20 protein-coding genes are annotated in these 19,810 nt (G+C 59.6%); 13 read left to right on the top strand and 7 right to left on the bottom strand.

The window, feature by feature from the left end:
* Positions 1-7 precede the first annotated feature (7 nt).
* Positions 8-460, bottom strand: coding sequence for a transcriptional regulator SlyA (slyA, locus tag KVY02_RS10890; protein ID WP_081191923.1), 453 nt, complete (start codon positions 458-460; stop codon positions 8-10).
* Between the two features lie 71 nt (positions 461-531).
* Positions 532-1,689 carry a DUF5924 family protein gene (locus KVY02_RS10885; RefSeq protein WP_218313527.1) on the bottom strand — a complete coding sequence of 386 codons (1,158 nt, stop codon included), beginning with the start codon at positions 1,687-1,689 and terminating at the stop codon, positions 532-534.
* A gap of 291 nt (positions 1,690-1,980) precedes the next feature.
* On the opposite strand from KVY02_RS10885, the gene fadB reads away from it, so the two are divergent.
* Both fadB and fadA read left to right on the top strand, forming a co-directional pair.
* Positions 1,981-4,167, top strand: coding sequence for a fatty acid oxidation complex subunit alpha FadB (gene fadB / locus KVY02_RS10880; RefSeq protein WP_218313526.1), 2,187 nt, complete (start codon positions 1,981-1,983; stop codon positions 4,165-4,167).
* 24 nt (positions 4,168-4,191) lie between these two features.
* Positions 4,192-5,370: an acetyl-CoA C-acyltransferase FadA gene (fadA, locus tag KVY02_RS10875; protein WP_016914276.1), complete on the top strand. Its 1,179-nt coding sequence runs from the start codon at positions 4,192-4,194 to the stop codon at positions 5,368-5,370.
* A gap of 78 nt (positions 5,371-5,448) precedes the next feature.
* Here the strand turns inward: fadA and KVY02_RS10870 are convergent, their stop codons facing one another.
* The 3 genes from KVY02_RS10870 to KVY02_RS10860 all read right to left on the bottom strand — a co-directional run bounded on the left by KVY02_RS10870 (position 5,449) and on the right by KVY02_RS10860 (position 7,732).
* A complete protein-coding gene (locus KVY02_RS10870; protein WP_016914275.1) occupies positions 5,449-5,910 on the bottom strand; it encodes a flavodoxin family protein in 462 nt (153 codons plus the stop codon).
* Positions 5,911-6,003: 93 nt separating this feature from the next.
* A complete protein-coding gene (locus tag KVY02_RS10865; RefSeq protein WP_232710865.1) occupies positions 6,004-6,924 on the bottom strand; it encodes a nucleotidyl transferase AbiEii/AbiGii toxin family protein in 921 nt (306 codons plus the stop codon).
* The gene (locus tag KVY02_RS10860) at positions 6,911-7,732 is read right to left on the bottom strand and encodes a type IV toxin-antitoxin system AbiEi family antitoxin (RefSeq protein ID WP_218313525.1); all 822 of its coding nucleotides are present in this window, start codon (positions 7,730-7,732) and stop codon (positions 6,911-6,913) included. Before KVY02_RS10860 ends, KVY02_RS10865 begins: the two co-directional genes overlap by 14 nt.
* A 188-nt stretch (positions 7,733-7,920) precedes the next feature.
* Here KVY02_RS10860 and KVY02_RS10855 point away from each other — a divergent pair, with 188 nt between their 5' ends.
* The 11 genes from KVY02_RS10855 (at position 7,921) to KVY02_RS10805 (ending at position 18,325) form a co-directional block, all read left to right on the top strand.
* Positions 7,921-9,369 carry an IS66 family transposase gene (locus tag KVY02_RS10855; protein WP_218313524.1) on the top strand — a complete coding sequence of 483 codons (1,449 nt, stop codon included), beginning with the start codon at positions 7,921-7,923 and terminating at the stop codon, positions 9,367-9,369.
* Between the two features lie 437 nt (positions 9,370-9,806).
* Positions 9,807-10,346, top strand: coding sequence for a hypothetical protein (locus KVY02_RS10850; RefSeq protein ID WP_371317374.1), 540 nt, complete (start codon positions 9,807-9,809; stop codon positions 10,344-10,346).
* 53 nt (positions 10,347-10,399) lie between these two features.
* A complete protein-coding gene (locus KVY02_RS10845; protein ID WP_026001743.1) occupies positions 10,400-10,876 on the top strand; it encodes a YbhB/YbcL family Raf kinase inhibitor-like protein in 477 nt (158 codons plus the stop codon).
* Positions 10,877-10,970: 94 nt separating this feature from the next.
* On the top strand, positions 10,971-11,312 hold the full coding sequence (locus KVY02_RS10840) for a zinc ribbon domain-containing protein YjdM (protein ID WP_218313523.1): 342 nt from the start codon (positions 10,971-10,973) through the stop codon (positions 11,310-11,312).
* Between the two features lie 233 nt (positions 11,313-11,545).
* Entirely contained in the window at positions 11,546-12,010 is a 465-nt protein-coding gene (locus KVY02_RS10835) for an SUF system Fe-S cluster assembly regulator (RefSeq protein WP_016914269.1), read from the top strand.
* Positions 12,011-12,079: 69 nt separating this feature from the next.
* Entirely contained in the window at positions 12,080-13,522 is a 1,443-nt protein-coding gene (gene sufB / locus KVY02_RS10830) for a Fe-S cluster assembly protein SufB (RefSeq protein WP_016914268.1), read from the top strand.
* Between the two features lie 39 nt (positions 13,523-13,561).
* The gene (gene sufC / locus KVY02_RS10825) at positions 13,562-14,311 is read left to right on the top strand and encodes a Fe-S cluster assembly ATPase SufC (protein WP_016914267.1); all 750 of its coding nucleotides are present in this window, start codon (positions 13,562-13,564) and stop codon (positions 14,309-14,311) included.
* Positions 14,308-15,648 (top strand): Fe-S cluster assembly protein SufD, encoded by a 1,341-nt coding sequence (gene sufD / locus KVY02_RS10820; protein WP_016914266.1) that lies wholly within the window; start codon positions 14,308-14,310, stop codon positions 15,646-15,648. Before sufC ends, sufD begins: the two co-directional genes overlap by 4 nt.
* A gap of 14 nt (positions 15,649-15,662) precedes the next feature.
* Positions 15,663-16,928, top strand: a complete 1,266-nt coding sequence (locus KVY02_RS10815; protein WP_218313522.1) for a SufS family cysteine desulfurase — start codon at positions 15,663-15,665, stop codon at positions 16,926-16,928.
* Positions 16,929-16,936: 8 nt separating this feature from the next.
* The gene (gene sufT / locus KVY02_RS10810) at positions 16,937-17,506 is read left to right on the top strand and encodes a putative Fe-S cluster assembly protein SufT (protein ID WP_039179426.1); all 570 of its coding nucleotides are present in this window, start codon (positions 16,937-16,939) and stop codon (positions 17,504-17,506) included.
* Between the two features lie 18 nt (positions 17,507-17,524).
* On the top strand, positions 17,525-18,325 hold the full coding sequence (locus KVY02_RS10805) for a SanA/YdcF family protein (protein ID WP_218313521.1): 801 nt from the start codon (positions 17,525-17,527) through the stop codon (positions 18,323-18,325).
* A 19-nt stretch (positions 18,326-18,344) separates the two neighbouring features.
* Here the strand turns inward: KVY02_RS10805 and KVY02_RS10800 are convergent, their stop codons facing one another.
* The gene (locus KVY02_RS10800) at positions 18,345-18,791 is read right to left on the bottom strand and encodes a hypothetical protein (RefSeq protein ID WP_039179432.1); all 447 of its coding nucleotides are present in this window, start codon (positions 18,789-18,791) and stop codon (positions 18,345-18,347) included.
* An 88-nt stretch (positions 18,792-18,879) separates the two neighbouring features.
* Positions 18,880-19,788 (bottom strand): 30S ribosomal protein S6--L-glutamate ligase, encoded by a 909-nt coding sequence (gene rimK / locus KVY02_RS10795; protein ID WP_081191933.1) that lies wholly within the window; start codon positions 19,786-19,788, stop codon positions 18,880-18,882.
* Positions 19,789-19,810 lie beyond the last annotated feature (22 nt).

Below are 19,810 nucleotides of genomic sequence, written 5' to 3'. Positions count from 1 at the left end.
CGGGGGATCATACCGACGGCTTGTCCTGGTCTCTGGCCTGCATGGCCAGGCCATTGGATTCGATTTGCGCCAGCCACTGGTCCAACTGGATCAGGTCGCTGTCGCTCAACCCGGCGAAGATCTCCTTGCGGGCGGCGAGCACTACGCTGTCGATCTGTTCCAGCAGCGGCATCGCCGCCGGGGTGAGATAAATGCGCTTGCTGCGACGGTCAGTGTCACAGGCGCGCCGCTCCACCAGCCCCTGCTCTTCCAGCTGCCCCAGCGTGCGCACCAGCGAAGGTGCCTCGACGCCAATGGCCCGCGCCAGATAGCACTGCGGGTTGCCTTCGCCGAGCTTCCACAAGTGATAAAGCGTGACCCAGCGCGTTTGGGTCAGCCCCAGCGGTGCTAGCCTGCGGTCGATGATGGAGCGCCATAAATGGGGCAATCGGGCAATACGAAAACCAATAGTTGAAGCCATAGTCGCTAGCTACCAGAAAATGTGAGTGGGCGAATTGTCATAAGCTGCGCCGCTGAATGCAAGGCGTTATGCTAATCGGCGGCGTCTGGGGCCTGCTGGTCAGAGCGGCTGCCTGCCACGAATCGCCGCAAATTTAGCGCGCTCAATCCGCTGCGCTGAATGGTGCTGTCGGCCATGGAGGCCTGCTGCTCGTCATCCGAGACCGTGAAGCGGATCAGCCCCAATCGTTGTCCTCCTTCGGTCATGATGTCGACTCGCCAATCCCCTGCGGGGTTTTCAGGGAAGTTGCGTTTATGGCTCCAGGCGCGATACCCCTGTTCACGGCCGCCGTTGATAGTCAGGGCAATACGGTCCATGGGCGTACCATTATGATGCCAGACATGATAAATGGTTTCGCTCAAGCCGCGTGGTGCGCGAATGGCGGTATATACATAGAGCCCATGGGTGCGCAGGGCCTCAGGAGTCAGCGGAGTGGCACCCTGGGGCACGCGCTGCTGGGTATCGAAAGCAGGCGATAGCGCGCTGCCCGTCATCCACAGGCTGGCGGGGGGCACCCAGACGCGGCCAAGCCAAGCGCCGTAGGCCAACACCATGGTCAAGGCAAGAAAACCACACCAGCGCGCCAGGCTGCGTTGCTTCAGCAGATGCCAGAAGCTGGGCAGGGCCACCAGGACGGTGAGCACCAGCGCCAGCAGCAGGCTTTGCCGGGTGGTCAGATGCAGCATGATCGGCAAGATCACCAGCAGAACCAGAAAGACGCATTGCGCATGAAACATGAAGTACAGGCTGCGCCATCGTCCGGCCAGCTTGTAATACAGTGGGTCGATGATCGATAGCACGGCCATGGCCATGACCAGCAGGGCAAACAGCGTCTGTCCGCTATTCCACACCGTGGTGATCAGGATGAACGGCAGGGTGAAAAACAGCGTCTCCTGGTGAATCATCTGGGCAATGAAAGAGGCAATGCCCTTGGGCAGGGTAGGGTGGCCGCGCCTGGCCAGCAGCCGCCCGATCAAGCTTTCCGACAGCAGCAGAAGCCACGCCACCAGCAGCCCCACCGCCAGGGCCACTCCCAGCCACTGCTGACGATCCACCAGAAAAAAACTGCCCAGGCCTGCTGCAAATGCCATGGGCGGCCACAGCCAACTCCATGGTTTCAGGCGCTCTACAAGACGCTCGACCCAGGCCTGTATGGCCCGTGTCCGAGCGGGATTCAATAAAGTGCCCATCGTCTGATCGCTCGATTCAATCGTGAAGTGTGATGATTCCTTAGCATACGCACTAATTTCCGCATACGTCGCAGTCTGCAGAACAAAAACGCAAAAATGATGGCAGCCGCTGATGGCTGCCAAGATTCATGAAAGGTCCCCACAAGGACTATGCTGAGGGCTGGATTAGCCAAAAGTCAGGGGTTGACGTACTCGAGCAACTCCACCAAGCTAAGGCAATCAAACGACCGTATGAATGCGCGGCGGGTTCGCCGAAGCTAACCTGCCCGACACTATGTGGAGAGAGCGCGAATGATCTATCAAGGCAATGCCATCACGGTGGAGCGTCGTGACACCCAAGGTGGCAATGATGTCGCAGTGCTCACTTTCGACCTGAAAGATGAGTCCGTCAACAAGCTTTCCAGTGCCGTGGTGGCGGAGCTGGGAGACGCGGTCAAGGCGCTGCAGGCCGAAAGTGGTGTGCAAGGTCTGATGATCCGCAGTGCCAAGGACGTGTTTATCGTCGGTGCCGACATTACTGAGTTCCATAGCCTGTTCGACAAGGGCGAAGAGTACCTGGTGGAGATGAACCTCAAGGTTCACGATATCTTCAACGCCATCGAAGACCTGCCGTATCCCACCGTGACGGCGATCAATGGTCTGGCGCTGGGCGGCGGCTGTGAAGTGCTGTTGACCACCGACTATCGCGTGATGAGCGAGAAAGCCAAGATTGGCCTGCCGGAAACCAAGCTGGGCATTCTGCCAGGCTGGGGTGGCTGCGTGCGCCTGCCGCGTCTGATCGGGGCAGACAACGCCGTGGAGTGGATTGCCGGTGGCACCGAAAACCGTGCCGATGCCGCCTTGAAAGTAGGTGCCGTTGACGCTGCCGTTGCCCATGAGCTGCTGGAAGAGGCAGCGCTGGACATCCTCGATCGCGCCAATGCCGGTGAGCTGGATTACCAGGCCCGCCGCGAGGAGAAAACCTCTCCGCTGAAGCTCAACGCCATCGAGCAGATGATGGCCTTCGAAACCGCCAAAGGCTATGTGGCCGGTAAAGCAGGCCCGCACTACCCGGCGCCTGTGGAAGCCATCAAGGTCATCCAGAAAGGGGCCGGAGAAACCCGTGCGCGTGCCCAGGCCATCGAAGCCAAGTCCTTCGCCAAGCTGGCGCTGAGCAGCGTTGCCTTCAACCTGGTGGGGCTGTTCCTCAACGATCAGGTGGTCAAGAAGAAAGGCAGCAAGTACGAGAAGCAGTCTCAGCCGGTCAAGCAGACTGCCGTGCTGGGTGCTGGCATCATGGGGGGCGGTATCGCCTACCAGAGTGCCAGCAAAGGCACTCCGATCCTGATGAAAGACATCAAGGACGATGCCATCGAGCTTGGCCTGAAAGAGGCACGCAAGCTGTTTTCCAAGCAGGTGGAGCGCAAGAAGCTCACCACTGAGCAGATGGCCGAGAAACTCTCCAACATCCGCCCGACGCTCTCTTATGGCGATTTCGGCAATGTCGATCTGGTGGTCGAAGCGGTGGTGGAAAACCCCAACGTCAAGGATGCGGTGCTGACCGAAGTAGAGGGCATGGTGGGTGAGAACACGATTCTTACCTCCAACACGTCCACCATTTCGATCAACCGTCTGGCAAAGAATCTCAAGCGCCCGGAAAACTTCTGCGGTATGCACTTCTTCAACCCCGTGCACCGCATGCCGCTGGTGGAAGTCATTCGTGGCGAGAAAACCTCCGACGCCGCCGTGGCCGCCACCGTGGCTTACGCCCGCGCCATGGGCAAGACGCCCATCGTGGTCAACGACTGCCCTGGCTTTTTGGTCAATCGCGTACTGTTCCCTTACTTCGGCGGCTTCAGCTTCCTGGTAGAGCAAGGGGCCGACTTCCAGCGTGTCGATAAGGTCATGGAGAAGTTTGGCTGGCCCATGGGCCCGGCCTACCTGCTGGACGTGGTCGGCATGGATACCGCCGTGCACGCCAACGAGGTAATGGCCGAAGGCTTCCCTGACCGTATGGCGCGTGAAGGCAAAACCGCCATTCAGGTGATGTATGACAACCAGCGTCTGGGCCAGAAGAACGACAAGGGCTTCTACGCCTACGAAGAGGACAAGAAGGGCAAGCCGAAGAAGGTCAGCGATGAGCAGGCCCATGCCCTCGTGAAAGACGTCGTGAAAGAGCAGAAAGAGTTTTCCGACGAAGACATCGTGGCGCGCATGATGGTACCGCTGTGCCTGGAGACCGTACGTTGTCTGGAAGACGGCATCGTCGAGACTCCCGCAGAAGCCGATATGGCACTGATTTACGGCATTGGCTTCCCGCCCTTCCGCGGTGGCGCGCTGCGCTACATCGATGCGCTGGGCGTGGCCGAGTTCGTCGCTCTGGCCGACCGTTTGGCCGAAGAGTTGGGACCGCTCTACGCACCTACCGAGAAACTGCGCGCCATGGCTCAAAACAACGAGCAGTTCTACGCGGGCAACACGGCAAGCGCTCAGGCCTAAGTCACCACCCACAGGAGAAATATGATGAGTTTGAATCCGAGAGATATCGTGGTGGTGGACGGTGTTCGTACCGCCATGGCAAAAGCAAAGAACGGCGCTTTCCGTAACGTTCGTGCCGAGAACCTTTCCGCTGCCGTGATGCAGGCGCTGTTCAGCCGGAACCCCAACCTGGACCCGTCGGAAGTGGACGATGTGATCTGGGGCTGCGTCAACCAGACCCTGGAGCAGTCCATGAACATCGCCCGCAACGCGGCAATCATGACCGGCATTCCCCGTACCGTGCCTGCGCAAACGGTGAACCGTCTGTGTGGCTCCTCGATGACCGCGCTGCACATTGCGGCGGCCAACATCAAGGCCGGCATGGGCGACTTCTATGTGATTGGTGGCGTGGAGCACATGGAGCACGTGCCCATGGCCCACGGCGTGGACGTGAACCCGGCGGCCAGCAAGTACGCTGCCAAGGCGGCCATGATGATGGGCCTGACCGCCGAACTGCTGGGCAAGATGCACGGCATCTCCCGCGAAGACCAGGACAAGTTCGGCGTACGCTCGCATCAGCGCGCCCAGGCAGCCATGGAGAAGGGCTACTTCGATAACGAGATCATCGGTGTCGAAGGCCACGACCAGCGCGGCTTCAAGGTATTGGTGAAAAACGACGAAGTGATCCGTGCCGATGCCAGCCTGGAGTCCATGGCGAACCTGAAGCCGGTGTTCGATCCCCGCAGTGGCACCGTCACGGCCGGTACTTCATCGGCGCTGTCGGTGGGGGCCTCCGCCATGGCGGTGATGAGCTACGAGCGTGCCCAGGCGCTGGGGCTGGAGCCGATTGCCCGCGTGCTGTCGACCGGTGTGGCAGGCTGTGATGCCTCCATCATGGGCTACGGCCCGGTACCCGCGTCCAAAAAGGCCTTGAAAGCCGCTGGCCTGTCGGCAGCGGATATTCAAACCGTCGAGCTCAACGAGGCGTTTGCTGCCCAAGGGCTGCCGGTGCTCAAGGACCTGGGCTTCCTCGATGCCATGGACGAAAAGGTCAACCTGAACGGCGGTGCCATTGCCTTGGGCCACCCGCTGGGCTGCTCCGGTTCGCGGATCTGTACCACGCTGCTCAACGTGATGCAGCAGCGCGATACCACCTTGGGTTTGGCGACCATGTGTATCGGTATGGGCCAGGGCGTTGCCACGGTGTTCGAGCGTTTGAAATAACCGCCCGGCAGCCATGTGATCGCAAAACGGCACCTTAGGGTGCCGTTTTGCCGTTTGGAAGGGGGCGCTAATACGGCATCAAAACATGCCGCTATCCAGCCCGGCCGCTAGCGTCATGGCCAGCTCCTCGACCTGTGTGGCAAATGTCTCCTGCCACTCGCCTCGTAAGACCACCGGTTGCTGAACCCAGCGCCAGCGCAGCCCGGTCACGATGCTTTCCACGGCTCGCTGGGTGCCCGTGCCATCGTGGCCAGCGCGAATGTAGAGCGCACAGGGCAAGCCCTGCTTCTCATCCAGTACTGGGTAGTAGCTACGGTCGAAAAAATCCTTCAGGGCACCGCTCATGTAGCCGAGGTTTTCGGTGGTGCCGAGCAGAACGGCATCGCAGGCCAGTAGGTCGGCGGGGCCTGCTTCGAAGGGAGTTTTCACCGTACAGACGACATGCTCGAGATCGGGGTGCTCTGCCCCTCGTCTGGCAGCTTCCCTCAAGGCCTGGGTATTGACGGAAGGGGCGTGAGCGACGATTAATAGCTGTTTCATGGCAAGGACCTGCGCAGTGGCGATTGGCGATGTACAGGGATGACAGAATGGCAGGCCGGGAAGCCAGAGCTTCAAGATTCCGCCCTGCACTCCTTATCCCAGCAGCACTTTCAGCTCATGACGCTGTTCGGCATGTTTGGCCGCGTTTTCGTTTTTCAGCTTTTCCAGATTAACGAGCTTCCAGCGCACAGCTGGCAGGCCCGCCGCCTGAGGGCGATCAATGGCATCAAAATCGGGCGCACCGTCATGTAGGCTTAGCAAGAATCGCTTGGTGCTCTCATCGAAACGTGACTGAATGTCTGTAATCAAACGTTTACGCGTGTGCAAGAGTTCATCGAGGCTGAGGTGAGCCCTGGTCATGCCCTCAAATTCTTGGGCATAAGGCTTGTCAATATCGAGCAAGTTAGGGTTCAGCAGTTCGTGAGCGGGGCGTGACGAACTCGCAATGTAGATCAGAAAGGTCCGAAATAGGTCGTCCGTCAGGCCTTCGTTATCGTAGAGCAGCTTCACATCAAAAAGATCGCGCGGATGCTGGCGATCCAAGGCGGCGTGTAGCTTGCCGCCGAATAGATCTTCGAAAGAGACGATTTGCATATCGGCATAACCGAACTCATCTTCAACGGCGCTGGCGATGGAGAGCGTTTCAGGATCATGTACGACGCCGCGTGTGACTGGCGAGGTTTCGATCTTGATTTCAACGCCGCCCGTGCGAGCAAGAACACGAGTGGCGCCACTGCCTCCGCCCTTTATACGCTGTGTTTTGGCTCCGGCGATACGGCCTTCAATGGCAGCCGCGATGCGATCCATCGCGTCATTGATTTCGGAAAGGCTGTCGTTTCTATCTTTCACCGGAAGGTAGGTCAGGTCAATATCGACTGACAAGCGTGGAAGGTCTCGATAGAACAGATTGATCGCGGTGCCTCCCTTCAGCGCGAATACATCCTCCTGCGCCACATGCGGGAGAATGCGCACGAGGAGCGCGACCTGCGCTTCATAGGTTTCACGCGCCATCATTTACCTCCGCCTTTACAAACGCTTCCGGCACCATGATGCGATAGCGCGGATGTATCTTGCCCCCTTTTAACAGTGCGCGGTCGCCACTGCCAAGGTTGAACTCTGCAGGATCGAGACGCTTGCGCCAAGGGTGGTCATGGCGATCCGCAAAGACAAAGAACAACCGCTTGACCTTGATCTTCTTGCAACTGTGCAGCAACGCTGACACTGTTTTTGGCCGCAGTGTCGTCAAGCTCTCGAATAGCATATCAAGGTTATGAAAACTCTCATGGTCGGGCAATTCGTCCATGGCTTCCATAATCGCCCGTTCGGGTGCCGACATGTTGAGCATCCAGTCCCATGGCAGCGTGTCTTCGGCGTTGATGTTGTTTCTGGCAAGCCCGACGGACGGGTCAGCGAATAGTGAAGTGTTGCGAGTCACGATGGGGGCGTTCAGTGGCAGTTTGCTTAGCCAGTTGGGTGTGGCGTTGCCATATACCCAGACAGGCGCACTGCTACCTAGACGCAGGTAGTGATCGTAGCCCTGTTGGGCAAGTGCCGTTGTGCCACCCACATGGATGTTATGGCGCATAATATGCTGCATGGAAAGCAGGCAAGTTTTCCAATCGATTGCGCCAGAGGTTGTTGCGTTCGGCGCAGGGCGCCGGAAAACGCCGCGGTTAACGCGCTCAAGCCAGCCGTTAACAACGTACTTCCGCGCAAGGAAACGGCTGATACCGTGGCGTTCGAGCCATGCGGTATCGACCATGAACCCTGACGGGATGGCTTCAAGCACTTTCTTTAGCTTTTTTTCTTTAGGTGTACTCATGGTTTACAAATTAGCATTTTGCTAAATTTTTTGCGATATGTCGATTTTGAATTTTTAAAAACAATTGTACTATAAGGTCACAAAAAACATGTTTTGTAACTATTCAGGTGGTTGCGGATAGCCTGTCGACAACCACCTGATTTTTCTGGCATAGTGCACAGCATCATTCGGCACACCTATGCGGCGATATGACCATCAGCGATATCAACGTCGACGAGGCCCTGGAGCGGGTCCGGCAGCAGCTCAAGGAAGACCAGACGGTCTCGCCGTCGCTGCGTGCCGCCATCGATGTGCTGATGCTGCTGGTCAAGCTCATGGCCGATCGCCTGGCCACCAGTAGCCGCAACAGCAGCAAGCCACCGTCCCAGGATCCCAATCGCCAGCGCCGCTCGCGCGCCAAAGGCGAGCGGCGCCCCGGCGGACAGCCAGGGCATGAGGGTAAGACGTTGGCGCCGGTGACGGACCCCGACGAGGTGGTCAAGCTCCGTGTCGATCGTCGGCAACTCCCCAAGGGGCGTTCTTACCGCCCGGTCGGCGTCGAAACGCGCCAAGTGCAGGACATCGTAATCCAGGCCGTGGTCACCGAATATCAGGCTGAGGTCCTCGAAGATGATCAGGGGCAACGCTACGTGGCGCCATTCCCCGAGGGCGTGACTCGCCCCATCCAGTATGGCCCTCGCCTCAAGGCGCATGTCGTCTATCTCTCCCAGTATCAGCTGTTGCCCTATGCGCGTATCCGCGAGTTGCTCACCTCGCAGTGCGGCCTGTCGCTGAGCACCGGCACCCTGTTCGCCTTCAACCAGGAGGCCTACCAGCGGGCCGAGGCGTTCGCCGAGTGGGTGATCCCGGCGCTACGTGAAGCAGCCACCGTCCATGCCGATGAAACCGGAATGCAGGTCGGTGGCAAACGCTACTGGCTACACAGCGCCTCCAACGAGGCCCTGACCTGGTTGGCCCCGCACCCCAAGCGCGGCCAGGAAGCGATGGACGCCATCGGCGTATTGCCCTTCGTGCGTGGCGTGCTGGTGCATGATCACTGGAAGCCCTACTACCGCTATCCGGATTGCCGGCACGCGCTCTGTAATGCGCACCACCTTCGGGAGCTGACAGCGGCCTGGGAGAACGATGGCGAGGCATGGGCCAAGGCCTTGCATGACCTGTTGTTGGAGATGCATCGCGCCGTGGAGGTGGCCGACGGCTGCCTCTCGGCCGATGAGACCCGAGCCTGGCGGCAGCGCTATCGAGATTGCCTGGCGAAAGGGGACGCCGAGTGCCCCCCGCCGGTGAAACCGCCACCTGGAACGCGAGGCCGGGCCAAGCGCACCAAGCCGCGCAACCTCCTGGAACGCCTCCAGGCGTACGAGGACGACGTGTTGCGCTTCCTCGACGACCCTGCCGCTCCCTTCACCAACAACCAGGGGGAACGCGATCTGCGAATGACCAAGGTCCAGCAGAAAATCTCGGGCTGTTTCCGCTCCTGGGAGGGGGCGGAGATCTTCTGCCGGATGCGCAGCTTCCTCTCGACCGCCGTCAAGCAAGGGGTGGCGGCGCATACCGCACTGGAGCAACTGTTTGCGGGGGAGGTGCCAGCCTTCATGCAGCAAGAAGCCCCGACTCAGCCAACCGGTGCTGAATAGTTACCATGTTTTTTAAATAGTTGCGGCGGCAAGGTGAATTGCCAGCTGGACCGCCGTTAAAGTCAGCGCCCGTCTGTACCCTGGATCCCACCGAGCGCTGGGAACGCAGGGCACCCCGCCTTTTGGCATTGCTTCATCGCCGTGATCGGCGATTGATGATGCAGCGCTTCTACCGTGTGATTTAAAGTGCTACGTTTATTTTATGAATCCAGGCTTCTCGCATGCCGTGAGCGGCCGTGGCGTATGGGTAAACTATCTGAGCTATGGATTCTCCTCGGGCAAGAGCTCATGCCAGGATTTACTTCACTCCGGGTCCAGGCATGGGACGAGTATCAAGATAAAGGGACAATCTGTTGAAAGCTCAACAAGGGAAGCGAGTCATGTATCTGCAGGCCAGGAGCGTGGGGAAGAGAGTAGGGAAGGTGGCGGGGAAGCGCGTGGGGAAAGCGGCAGCATGGGCAGCCGTGCTGCTGTTGGTGGGGTGTGCAGGCCAGTCCTCGCCCTCCAGTAGCGCAGGGGAGTCTCCTTCGACGATGGAGCCTGCGGTATCGCCCGTGACACCCTCGGCCACGCGTGCGTCCACCTCGCCGGTCACGGATTGGGTGCCGCCGCTGCTGGCCAGCCCTGAAGAAGAAGCGGCTTACTATGTCAGCCGCTTGGCAGACCGCAGTTTCGTTTCGCAATATGGTGGTCCGGATAACCCTCGCCCCTGGTACATCGCCGCTGAGCGGCTGGGTGAGATCGGGGCGCCCGCAGTGCCACTTCTGCTGGCCAGGCTCAATACTCAGGATGCCTACGAGCTGATGCTGGTGCTATATGCCCTGCACCTGGCCACGCAAGATCCGCTGATCACTTTCAAGACCCGCGGCGAGTCCGTGCAGCTGCCGGGGGTGCTGGACGAGCGCATGAATGCCGACAATCGGCGCCTCGTCGAAGAGTGGCAGCAGCGTCATGCGGCGGCGTTGGATTTAGGTTAAGGGCCTGGCTACATTGATGAGTTGAACCTACGAACGACGACTTGGAGATGACAATGGGATTTGCACTATCTTCCATGCAGGTCAGCAGCACCGCCTTTGGCCAGCATCAGGCCATTCCCGCCAAACACACCGGTGAAGGCGAGGACATCTCACCCGACCTGGCCTGGCAGGGTGCACCTGAAGGAACCCAGGGCTATGCGGTGATCTGTCACGATCCCGATGCCCCGTTGGTGAAAGAGGGCAGCTACGGTTTCGTACATTGGGTGCTGTATAACTTGCCGGGCGATATGACGTCGCTGGAAGAGAATACCACCCAAGGAACCGTGGGCATGTCCGATTTCGGCAAGCCCGGCTATGGCGGCCCAATGCCCCCGGAAGGCCATGGTAGCCACCTCTACTATTTCTGGGTACTGGCGCTGGACCAGGCAACCACGCTTCCCGAAGGGCTGACGCTGCCCGAGCTGCTGCGTGCCGTCGAGCCGCACCTGCTGGGCATGAATCGGCTGGTCGGTACCTACCAGCGCGACTGACCTCTCTCTTCAGGCTGGAGCATTGTGCTCAAGCCGTGTAGGCTCCACCGCTTTCTACGCCCTGTAGATATCCTGATAGCGATGGAGCCTTTTCATGAGTGACTTTCCCAACTGTCCCGCCTGCGCCTCTGAATTCACCTATGACGACGGCCTGCAATTCGTGTGCCCGGAGTGTGGCCATGAGTGGTCGAAAAATGGTGAAGAGGAAACCGAATCAGCCAGCTCCGGTATCCGGGATGCCAACGGTAACCCGCTAGCCGATGGCGACACGGTGACCGTGATCAAGAATCTCAAGGTGAAGGGCAGCTCGCTGGTGGTCAAGGTGGGCACTCGGGTCAAGAACATCCGCCTGGTGTCCGGTGATCACGACATCGACTGCAAGATAGATGGTATTGGCCCGATGAAATTGAAGTCCATGTTCGTCAAGAAAGCCTGACCCCCAACGCCTGCGATCAGTTCGCGGGCGTTTTCTTGACAGGCTGTCATAGCTTTTCTGAATGAGAATGATTGGCTTTTTTGATGTTATCAGCGGCGAACGTGTCAGGAAGTGGTGACTTTTGCGAAGGATTTTGCAGAAGGGCTTCACATCATTTTTATACAGGACTAAAATGGTCCCCAATTGACGGGTAAGCCTTTAAATCACACGGGTCATCACACACGGGAGTCACCATGCTCAAGCTTTCTCGGCTGACCGACTATGCGGCGGTGGTGATGGCGCAAATTGCGCGCCATCCGAACACTTCCCATGCCGCCGCCGATCTGGCCGAAGCCGTTCAGCTGCCGCACCCGACTGTGAGCAAGACGCTTAAAATGCTGGTTAAAGCCGGGTTGCTGGAGTCCCAGCGCGGTGCTCAGGGCGGGTATCGGCTGGCACGCCCCGCCTCGCGGATTACCGCCGCCGATATCATCAGCGCCATCGAAGGCCCCGTGGCCATGACCGAGTGCAGCCAGGCGGAAGGCGAGTGCGACCTGGTGGCTACCTGCGGTGTGGCCGACAACTGGCAGCGCGTATCCCTGGCCATTCGTACGCTGCTGGAGAGCGTCACCCTGGCGCACCTCGCCGACACTGCTCCCATCAAGCTGCCCGTTCAGCTACCCATTCAAAGCATTACGCTATCGGCGGCTTCCGCGTAAGTCGCAACCACATTCACTCATATTGACGGCGAGCTCAACTCGCCACCCAACTGCCCGGAGGGTATCACCATGGCAAGCGAAGAAATGGAACAGTTGGTTCGTCGCGAGTACAAAGATGGCTTTGTCACCGATATCGAAAGCGACACACTGCCACCTGGCCTGGATGAAAACACCATCGCCTTCATTTCCAAAAAGAAGGGCGAGCCGGAATGGATGCTGGAGTGGCGTCTGGATGCCTATCGTCAGTGGCTGAAAATGGAAGAGCCCTCTTGGGCACACCTCAACTATCCGCCCATCGATTATCAGGCGATCTCCTACTTCAGCGCGCCAAAGCGCCCGGAAGACCGCCCTCAAAGCCTCGATGAGGTAGACCCCAAGCTGCTGGAAACCTATGAGAAGCTGGGTATCCCGCTGCACGAGCGTGCTGCCCTGGCAGGCGTGGCGGTCGATGCGGTATTCGATTCGGTGTCGGTAGCTACCACGTTCAAGAAAGAGCTGGCGGAAGCCGGGGTCATTTTCTGCTCCATCTCGGAAGCCATCCGCGACTACCCGGAGCTGATCAAGCAGTATCTGGGCACCGTCGTACCGGTCGCCGACAACTACTTCGCTGCGCTGAACTCTGCGGTGTTCACCGACGGCTCGTTCGTCTTCGTGCCTGAAGGCGTCACTTGCCCGATGGAGCTGTCCACCTACTTCCGTATCAACGCGGCCAATACCGGGCAGTTCGAGCGCACTTTGGTCATTTGTGAAAGCCGTGCCCAGGTCTCCTATCTGGAAGGCTGCACGGCGCCCATGCGCGACGAAAACCAGCTGCACGCGGCGGTGGTCGAGCTGGTGGCGCTGGATGATGCCTACATCAAGTACTCTACCGTTCAGAACTGGTACCCCGGTGATGAAGAGGGCAAGGGCGGTATCTACAACTTCGTGACCAAGCGCGGCGACTGCCGTGGTGAGCGCTCGCGTATCAGTTGGACACAGGTGGAAACCGGCTCGGCGATTACCTGGAAATACCCCTCTTGCGTGCTGCGCGGCAAGGACAGCATCGGTGAGTTCTACTCGGTGGCCGTGACCAACGGGCGCCAGCAGGCGGATACAGGCACCAAGATGATCCATATTGGTGAGGGCACACGCTCCTACATCGTGGCCAAGGGCATCTCGGCGGGCAAGAGTGATCAGTCCTATCGCGGTATGGTCAAGATCGGCCCGCGCGCCAAAGGCGCACGTAACTTTACCCAGTGCGATTCGCTGCTGATTGGCGACAAGTGCGGTGCCCACACTTTCCCGTACCAGGAAATCGGCAACAGCACGGCGACCATCGAGCACGAAGCCACCACGTCGAAAATCGGTGAAGACCAGCTCTTCTACTGCCAGAGCCGCGGCATCTCGGAAGAAGATGCGGTGAGCATGATCGTGAACGGCTTCTGCAAGGATGTCTTCCAGGAGCTGCCGATGGAGTTTGCGGTAGAAGCGGAAGCACTGTTGAACGTCACTCTTGAAGGTGCGGTGGGCTAACCGCGCAGGCATCCCCCTATTTTTTAAAAGGCGATTACTATGTTGCAAGTGAATGATTTACACGTCACCGTCGACGGCAAAGAGATTCTGAAAGGCCTGACGCTCACCATCAATGCCGGTGAAGTGCACGCCATCATGGGCCCCAACGGCGCGGGTAAATCCACCTTGTCAGCGGTCATTGCGGGCAAGGATGGCTACGAAGTCACCCAGGGCACCATCACCTTCGAAGGCCAGGACGTGCTGGAAATGGAAATCGAAGAGCGCGCCCAGGCGGGCCTGCTGCTGGGTTTCCAGTACCCCGTTGAGATCCCGGGGGTGAAGAACATTTACCTGCTGAAGTCGGCGCTGAATGCGCAGCGCGCTGCCCGTGGTGAAGGCGAGATGCCCGCCCCAGAGTTCATGAAGCTGGTCAAAGAGAAGCTGAACTTCATGAAAATGGATGCCAGCTTCCTGCAGCGCGCGGTCAACGAAGGCTTCTCCGGCGGTGAAAAGAAGCGTAACGAAATCCTGCAGATGCTGGTGCTGCAGCCCAAGCTGGCCATGCTGGACGAAATCGACTCCGGCCTGGACATCGACGCCATGAAGGTCGTGGCTGATGGGGTCAACAGCCTGCGCGCCGAAGAGCGTGCCATTCTGCTGGTGACGCACTACCAGCGCCTGCTGGACTACATCGTGCCCGACAAGGTCCACGTCCTGATGGATGGTCGTATCGTCAAGACCGGTGACGCAGCGTTGGCCAAAGAGCTGGAGGCCAACGGTTACGAAGGCATCGAGGAGTCCGTGGCATGAGCGAGACACAAACCTTTCTGGATACGCTGGCGGCGCGCAGCCAACAGCGTGGTGCAGAGCCCAGCTGGATGGCCGCACGCCGCCAGGCGGGGGCTGCACGCTTCGAGGCGATGGGCTTTCCTACCCGTCGCGATGAAGAGTGGAAATACACCGACGTACGCGCCATTGCTCAGGGAAATTTCGCCCTGGCCGATAACGCCGAGTTCTCCCAGGCGCAGGCGGCTGCGCTGACGCTGCCACTGGAAGCCTATCGCCTGACCTTCGTCGATGGCGTATTTTCGGCGGCGCTGTCTGACCTGGAAGGTCTGCCTAGCAGCGTGCAGGTCATGCCGCTCTCCAAGGCGCTCAGCGACAACCATGAAGCGGTGGGTGGCCCGCTGGGTCGTTTGACCGGCGTGGAATTCTCGCCCTTCTCGGCGCTCAACACCGCGTTCGTGGAAGAAGGGGCCGTGGTGCGTATTGCGCCCGGCACGGTAGTGGAAAAGCCGATTCTGCTGCAGTTTCTCTCACGGGCCGGAGCGCCGGTCATGAGCCACCCGCGGGTGCTGGTCGAAGCGGCCGGGCGCAGTGAAGCCACGCTGATCGAGCACTACGTGGGGGAAGCCGATGCTGCCAACTTCACCAACGTGGTCGGTGAGCTGATGCTGGACCGTGGTGCGATCCTCAACCACTACAAGCTTCAGGAAGCTCCGCTGGGCGATCTGCACATTGCCAGTATCCACGTGGAGCAGAGTCGCGATAGCCGCTACACCTCCTACAACCTGAATCTGGGTGGTGCGCTGGTGCGTAACGACCTGATTTGCGAACTGGACGGGCAGGGCGCCGAAAGCAACCTGTACGGGCTGTTCTTCGGTCAGGGTCGCCAGCACGTGGATAACCACACCAAGGTCAACCACAACGCGCCGCTGACGTTCTCCAACGAGAACTACAAGGGCATTCTGGATGACCGTGCGCAGGGCGTCTTCAACGGCCGAGTATACGTCAAGCGCGACAGCCAGAAAATCGAAGGCTTCCAGAGCAACCAGAACCTGCTGCTCTCCGACCGCGCGCAAATCAACGCCAAGCCGGAGTTGGAAATCTACGCCGATGACGTCAAGTGCTCCCACGGCACCACCACGGGCCAGCTGGATGAAGAAGCCGTCTATGCGCTGCGTACCCGGGGTATCGACGAAGCCACGGCGCGTGGCCTGCTGACGCTGGCCTTTGCCGGTGAAGTGCTGGAACAGGTCACGCTGGATGCCATTGCCGAGCGAGTCGAGCTGGCGGTGGCAGGCAAACTGCCCGAGCGCTTCAACCTGGCAGGGCTGGTGGAAGCAGCGGCTGCGCTGAACGATTAATCAAGGAGTCCCTCATGCCCCAGAGCGTGATTGAGAAAGCGACCACGGCCAGCACCGCCGCCTACGATATCGAGGCCCTGCGCCGCGAATTCCCCGTGCTTCAGCGGGAAGTGCACGGCAAGCCGCTGGTCTATCTGGACAATGCTGCTACCAGCCAGACTCCCCAGGCGGTCATCGACGTGTTTGGCGACTACTACGCTCGCTACAACGCCAACATCCACCGTGGGCTGCACACCCTGGCGGATGAGGCCACGGCCGCGTTCGAAGCGACACGTCATCGCGCCAGGGACTTTCTCAATGCCGAGGATGCTCGCCAGATCATCTTCACCCGGGGCACCACTGAGGCGATCAATCTGGTCGCCCAGAGCTGGGGGCGAAGCCAGCTGCAGGCGGGCGACGAAGTGCTCATCTCGATGCTGGAGCACCACTCCAACATCGTGCCTTGGCAGCTGTTGGCCGCCGAGCGTGGTTTCACCATCAAGGTGATCCCGGTAGATGCTCATGGTGCGCTGGACATGGACGCCTATCGCACACTGCTCAACGAGCGAACCCGGCTGGTGGCGGTGAATCATGTGTCCAATGCGCTGGGTACCATCAACCCGGTCAAGGAAATGGCTGCGTTGGCCCATCAGCAGGGCGCACTGATTCTGGTCGACGGTGCCCAGGCGACGCCGCACCAAAAAGTGGATGTTCAGGACATCGACGCCGACTTCTACGCTTTCTCCGGTCACAAGGTGTATGGCCCCACGGGCGTGGGCGTGCTGTATGGCAAGGCGGCGCTGCTGGAGGCCATGCCGCCCTGGCAGGGGGGCGGTGAGATGATCAAGACCGTCTCGTTCGACGTGGGCACGACCTTCGCGGACATTCCCCACAAGTTCGAAGCCGGCACGCCCGCCATTGCGGAAGTGATTGCGTTGGGGCGTGCGCTGCAGTGGATAGAGGACGTGGGGGTCGAGGCCATTGGCGACTGGGAAGCCGTGCTGTTGACCCATGCCACTCAGGCCGTCAGCCACATCGACGGACTGCGTATTCTAGGCACGGCGCCGCACAAGGCGGGAGTGCTGTCGTTCGTGGTGGACGGTGCCCACTCACAGGATATCGGGCTATTGATCGACCAGCTGGGCGTGGCGATTCGCACGGGGCATCACTGTGCTCAGCCGCTGCTCCACCATTTTGGCGTCGAGGCTACCTGTCGTGCCTCGTTTGCAGCGTATAATACCCTGCAAGAGGTCGATGCGTTCGTTGCGGCGCTGAACCGTGTGATCCAAATGGTACGCTAAGGACATCTATGGATATCGAGCAAGTGGCCAGCCTCGAACGAGGTCAGAAACTGCCGCTACAGCGTGATGTAGAAGCCATTGCCATTCCGTTCGGCAAGACGGATACGCTGGCAGAAGATAGCATCGTCAGTGTCATGCAGGCGAAAGGCAGCTCTGTCAGCGTTGGATACGAAGGGCGGCTGTATCTGATCGAGGGTCGCAATCTCGATGCCCTGGGGCTTGAAGCATTGCCACGACCTACGCTGCCTGAATCCGCCAGCGATGACGAGATCGAGCAGTTCGTCTGGGATCAGCTGCGCACCTGTTTCGATCCGGAAATCCCGGTCAACATCGTCGATCTGGGGCTGGTGTACGGGTGTCGTATCGAGCGCTTGATCAGCGGTGAGCGCATCGTCACCATTCGCATGACGCTGACCGCGCCTGGCTGCGGCATGGGCGATGTCATCGCTGCCGATGCGCGCAACAAGATTCTGGGAGCGCCGCAGATCAGCAAGGTGCATACCGAAATCGTCTTCAGCCCCGCCTGGAGTCGTGACATGATGAGCGATGAAGCCAAGCTTGAGCTCGGCATGTTCTAACCCCTGCTGGGGAGCTGGATGCACAGCCTGTTATTTCGTTGGGTAAAGCGTTTTCTGCTGTCGCTGGTTGCCATGGTGCTGCTGGCGGCTTTGCTATTGGCGGCAGGCAACGCCTGGGTACTACTGAGCACCTCGCGCTATATCCATACGCAGCTGCAAGAGTGCCGTCCAGCGGATGTCGCTATCGTTTTTGGCACCTCTCACTGGACGCGTAGCGGGCTGCGTAACCCTCATTTTCATGCGCGTATGCGCACCTCGGCGCGCCTGATAGCCGATGAGCGCGTGCAGCATCTGCTGCTCTCCGGGGATAACCGCACCCAGGCCTACAACGAGCCCCGAGCCATGTGGCGAGACCTTTATCGACGAGGCGTGCCGGCCGACAGGTTGACCATGGATTTCGCGGGCTTCAGTACCTACGACACCATGGTGCGAGCGCGGCATGTGTTTCAGTTGGAGCAGGCGCTGTTGGTGACCCAGAGCTGGCACTTGCCACGAGCGATTTTTATCGGCCGTTCGCTGGGCATGGACGTGACGGGTTGTGTGGCCGAAGAGCAGCCCTCGGCGGGCGAGTGGCGGCTCAAGGTGCGTGAGTGGCTGGCGCGTATGGCGACGCTAGGGGATCTGTACCTGTGGGGCAGGGAGCCTCACTTTCTGGGGCCAGCCGAGCCTATCGTGCTGAGCCGTGATCGATTGCCTCTGGAGCCGCCACCCGTGACCACTGATGTGCTGATCGACCTGGAAGGCGTGCGCCTGCTCTATCCGGAACTCCCTCTGCTCGGAGAGCCAGCGCGGCAGCTAGAGCCGTCGGCGGCTCCTTGAAGGTGCGCGAAAGGAGCGCTTAGCGGCGAGCTTTGCGCTTTTGCAGGCTATACAGCTCGCGGATCAATTTACGGCAGCCCTGCATGCACTCTTCCACAACGGGTTCGATGGGGTCGGGCAGCGGGTGGGTAAACAGGGTCGAGAGGGCTTGCATCAGGACACGCTCTTGTTCCAACAGTTCATTGATCAGAACCTGACTATCGTTGCCCACGAAGCTTTTCAGGCGGCTCCACAGCCACAGAAAGTCATCGCGCTCCACGTCGGCATCCCTGGGAAGCATTTTCAGATGGGCACGGGCCAACTCCTGCAGCTTGCGCATCTGTTTCAGTCGAGCCGTGTAGTGAGGCTTCAGCGCGTCGCGCAGCGAGGGGCGCAGGCGTTCGATATTGTCCTGGAAATAATCAATGCTATCGGCCAGCGCTTCCAGCACGCTGTCCATCGCCACTTGGCGATTGTCGAGAAACATGAGCGTCTACCTCCTTCGGTGACGCAGATTGTGGGGGTGGCAGCGTTGATTTGCCACCCCTAATGCGGATTATTTTTACCTTTGGGCGTTAGCCTTTAGGCTTGGGGGGCGCTTTTCGGGAAGGCGTTGCGTTTTTTTCGATATGTTCGATGATCATGCCCGCGATGTCCTTGCCCGTGGCGCTCTCGATCCCCTGTAAGCCAGGCGAAGAGTTGACCTCCATGATCACCGGCCCATGGTTGGAACGCAGCAGATCGACACCGGCAACGCGCAGCCCCATGGCCTTGGCTGCACGGATAGCGGTGGAGCGCTCTTCCGGGGTAATGCGAATCACGCTGGCCGTGCCGCCACGGTGGAGATTGGAGCGAAACTCGCCTTCGGCCGCTTGACGCTTCATGGACGCCACGACTTTGTCGCCAATCACGAAGCAGCGAATGTCGGCGCCTTTGGCTTCCTTGATGTACTCCTGCACCATGATGTTGGCCTTCATGCCCATGAACGCCTGTACCACCGACTCGGCGGCCTGGTTGGTCTCGGCCAGCACCACGCCAATGCCCTGAGTGCCTTCCAGCAGCTTGATGACCAGCGGCGCCCCCTTGACCATGGTGATCAGGTCGGGAATGTCGTCTGGCGAGTGGGCAAACCCCGTGATGGGCAGCCCCAGCCCCTTGCGGGAAAGTAGCTGCAGCGAGCGCAGCTTGTCGCGTGAGCGCGTGATAGCGACCGAGTCGTTGATCACGTAGGTGCCCATCATTTCAAACTGGCGCAGCACGGCGCAGCCGTAGAAAGTCACCGAGGCGCCAATGCGGGGGATGACCGCATCGAAGGGCTCGATCTCAGCCCCCTTGTAATGAATCGAGGGGTGATGAGAGGCGATGCTCATGTAACAGCGTAGCGTATCCACCACCCGGGCCGTATGGCCGCGCTGCTCAGCGGCTTCCACCAGGCGGCGGGTCGAGTATAAATTGCGGTTACGCGAAAGTAGGGCAATATGCATGCAGGGCTCCGGGCCAAAACAG

Source organism: Halomonas sp. 18071143, assembly GCF_019211725.1.
In the GTDB taxonomy this organism is placed as follows: domain Bacteria; phylum Pseudomonadota; class Gammaproteobacteria; order Pseudomonadales; family Halomonadaceae; genus Vreelandella; species Vreelandella stevensii.
This window is presented reverse-complemented; position numbering and strand designations above follow the sequence as displayed.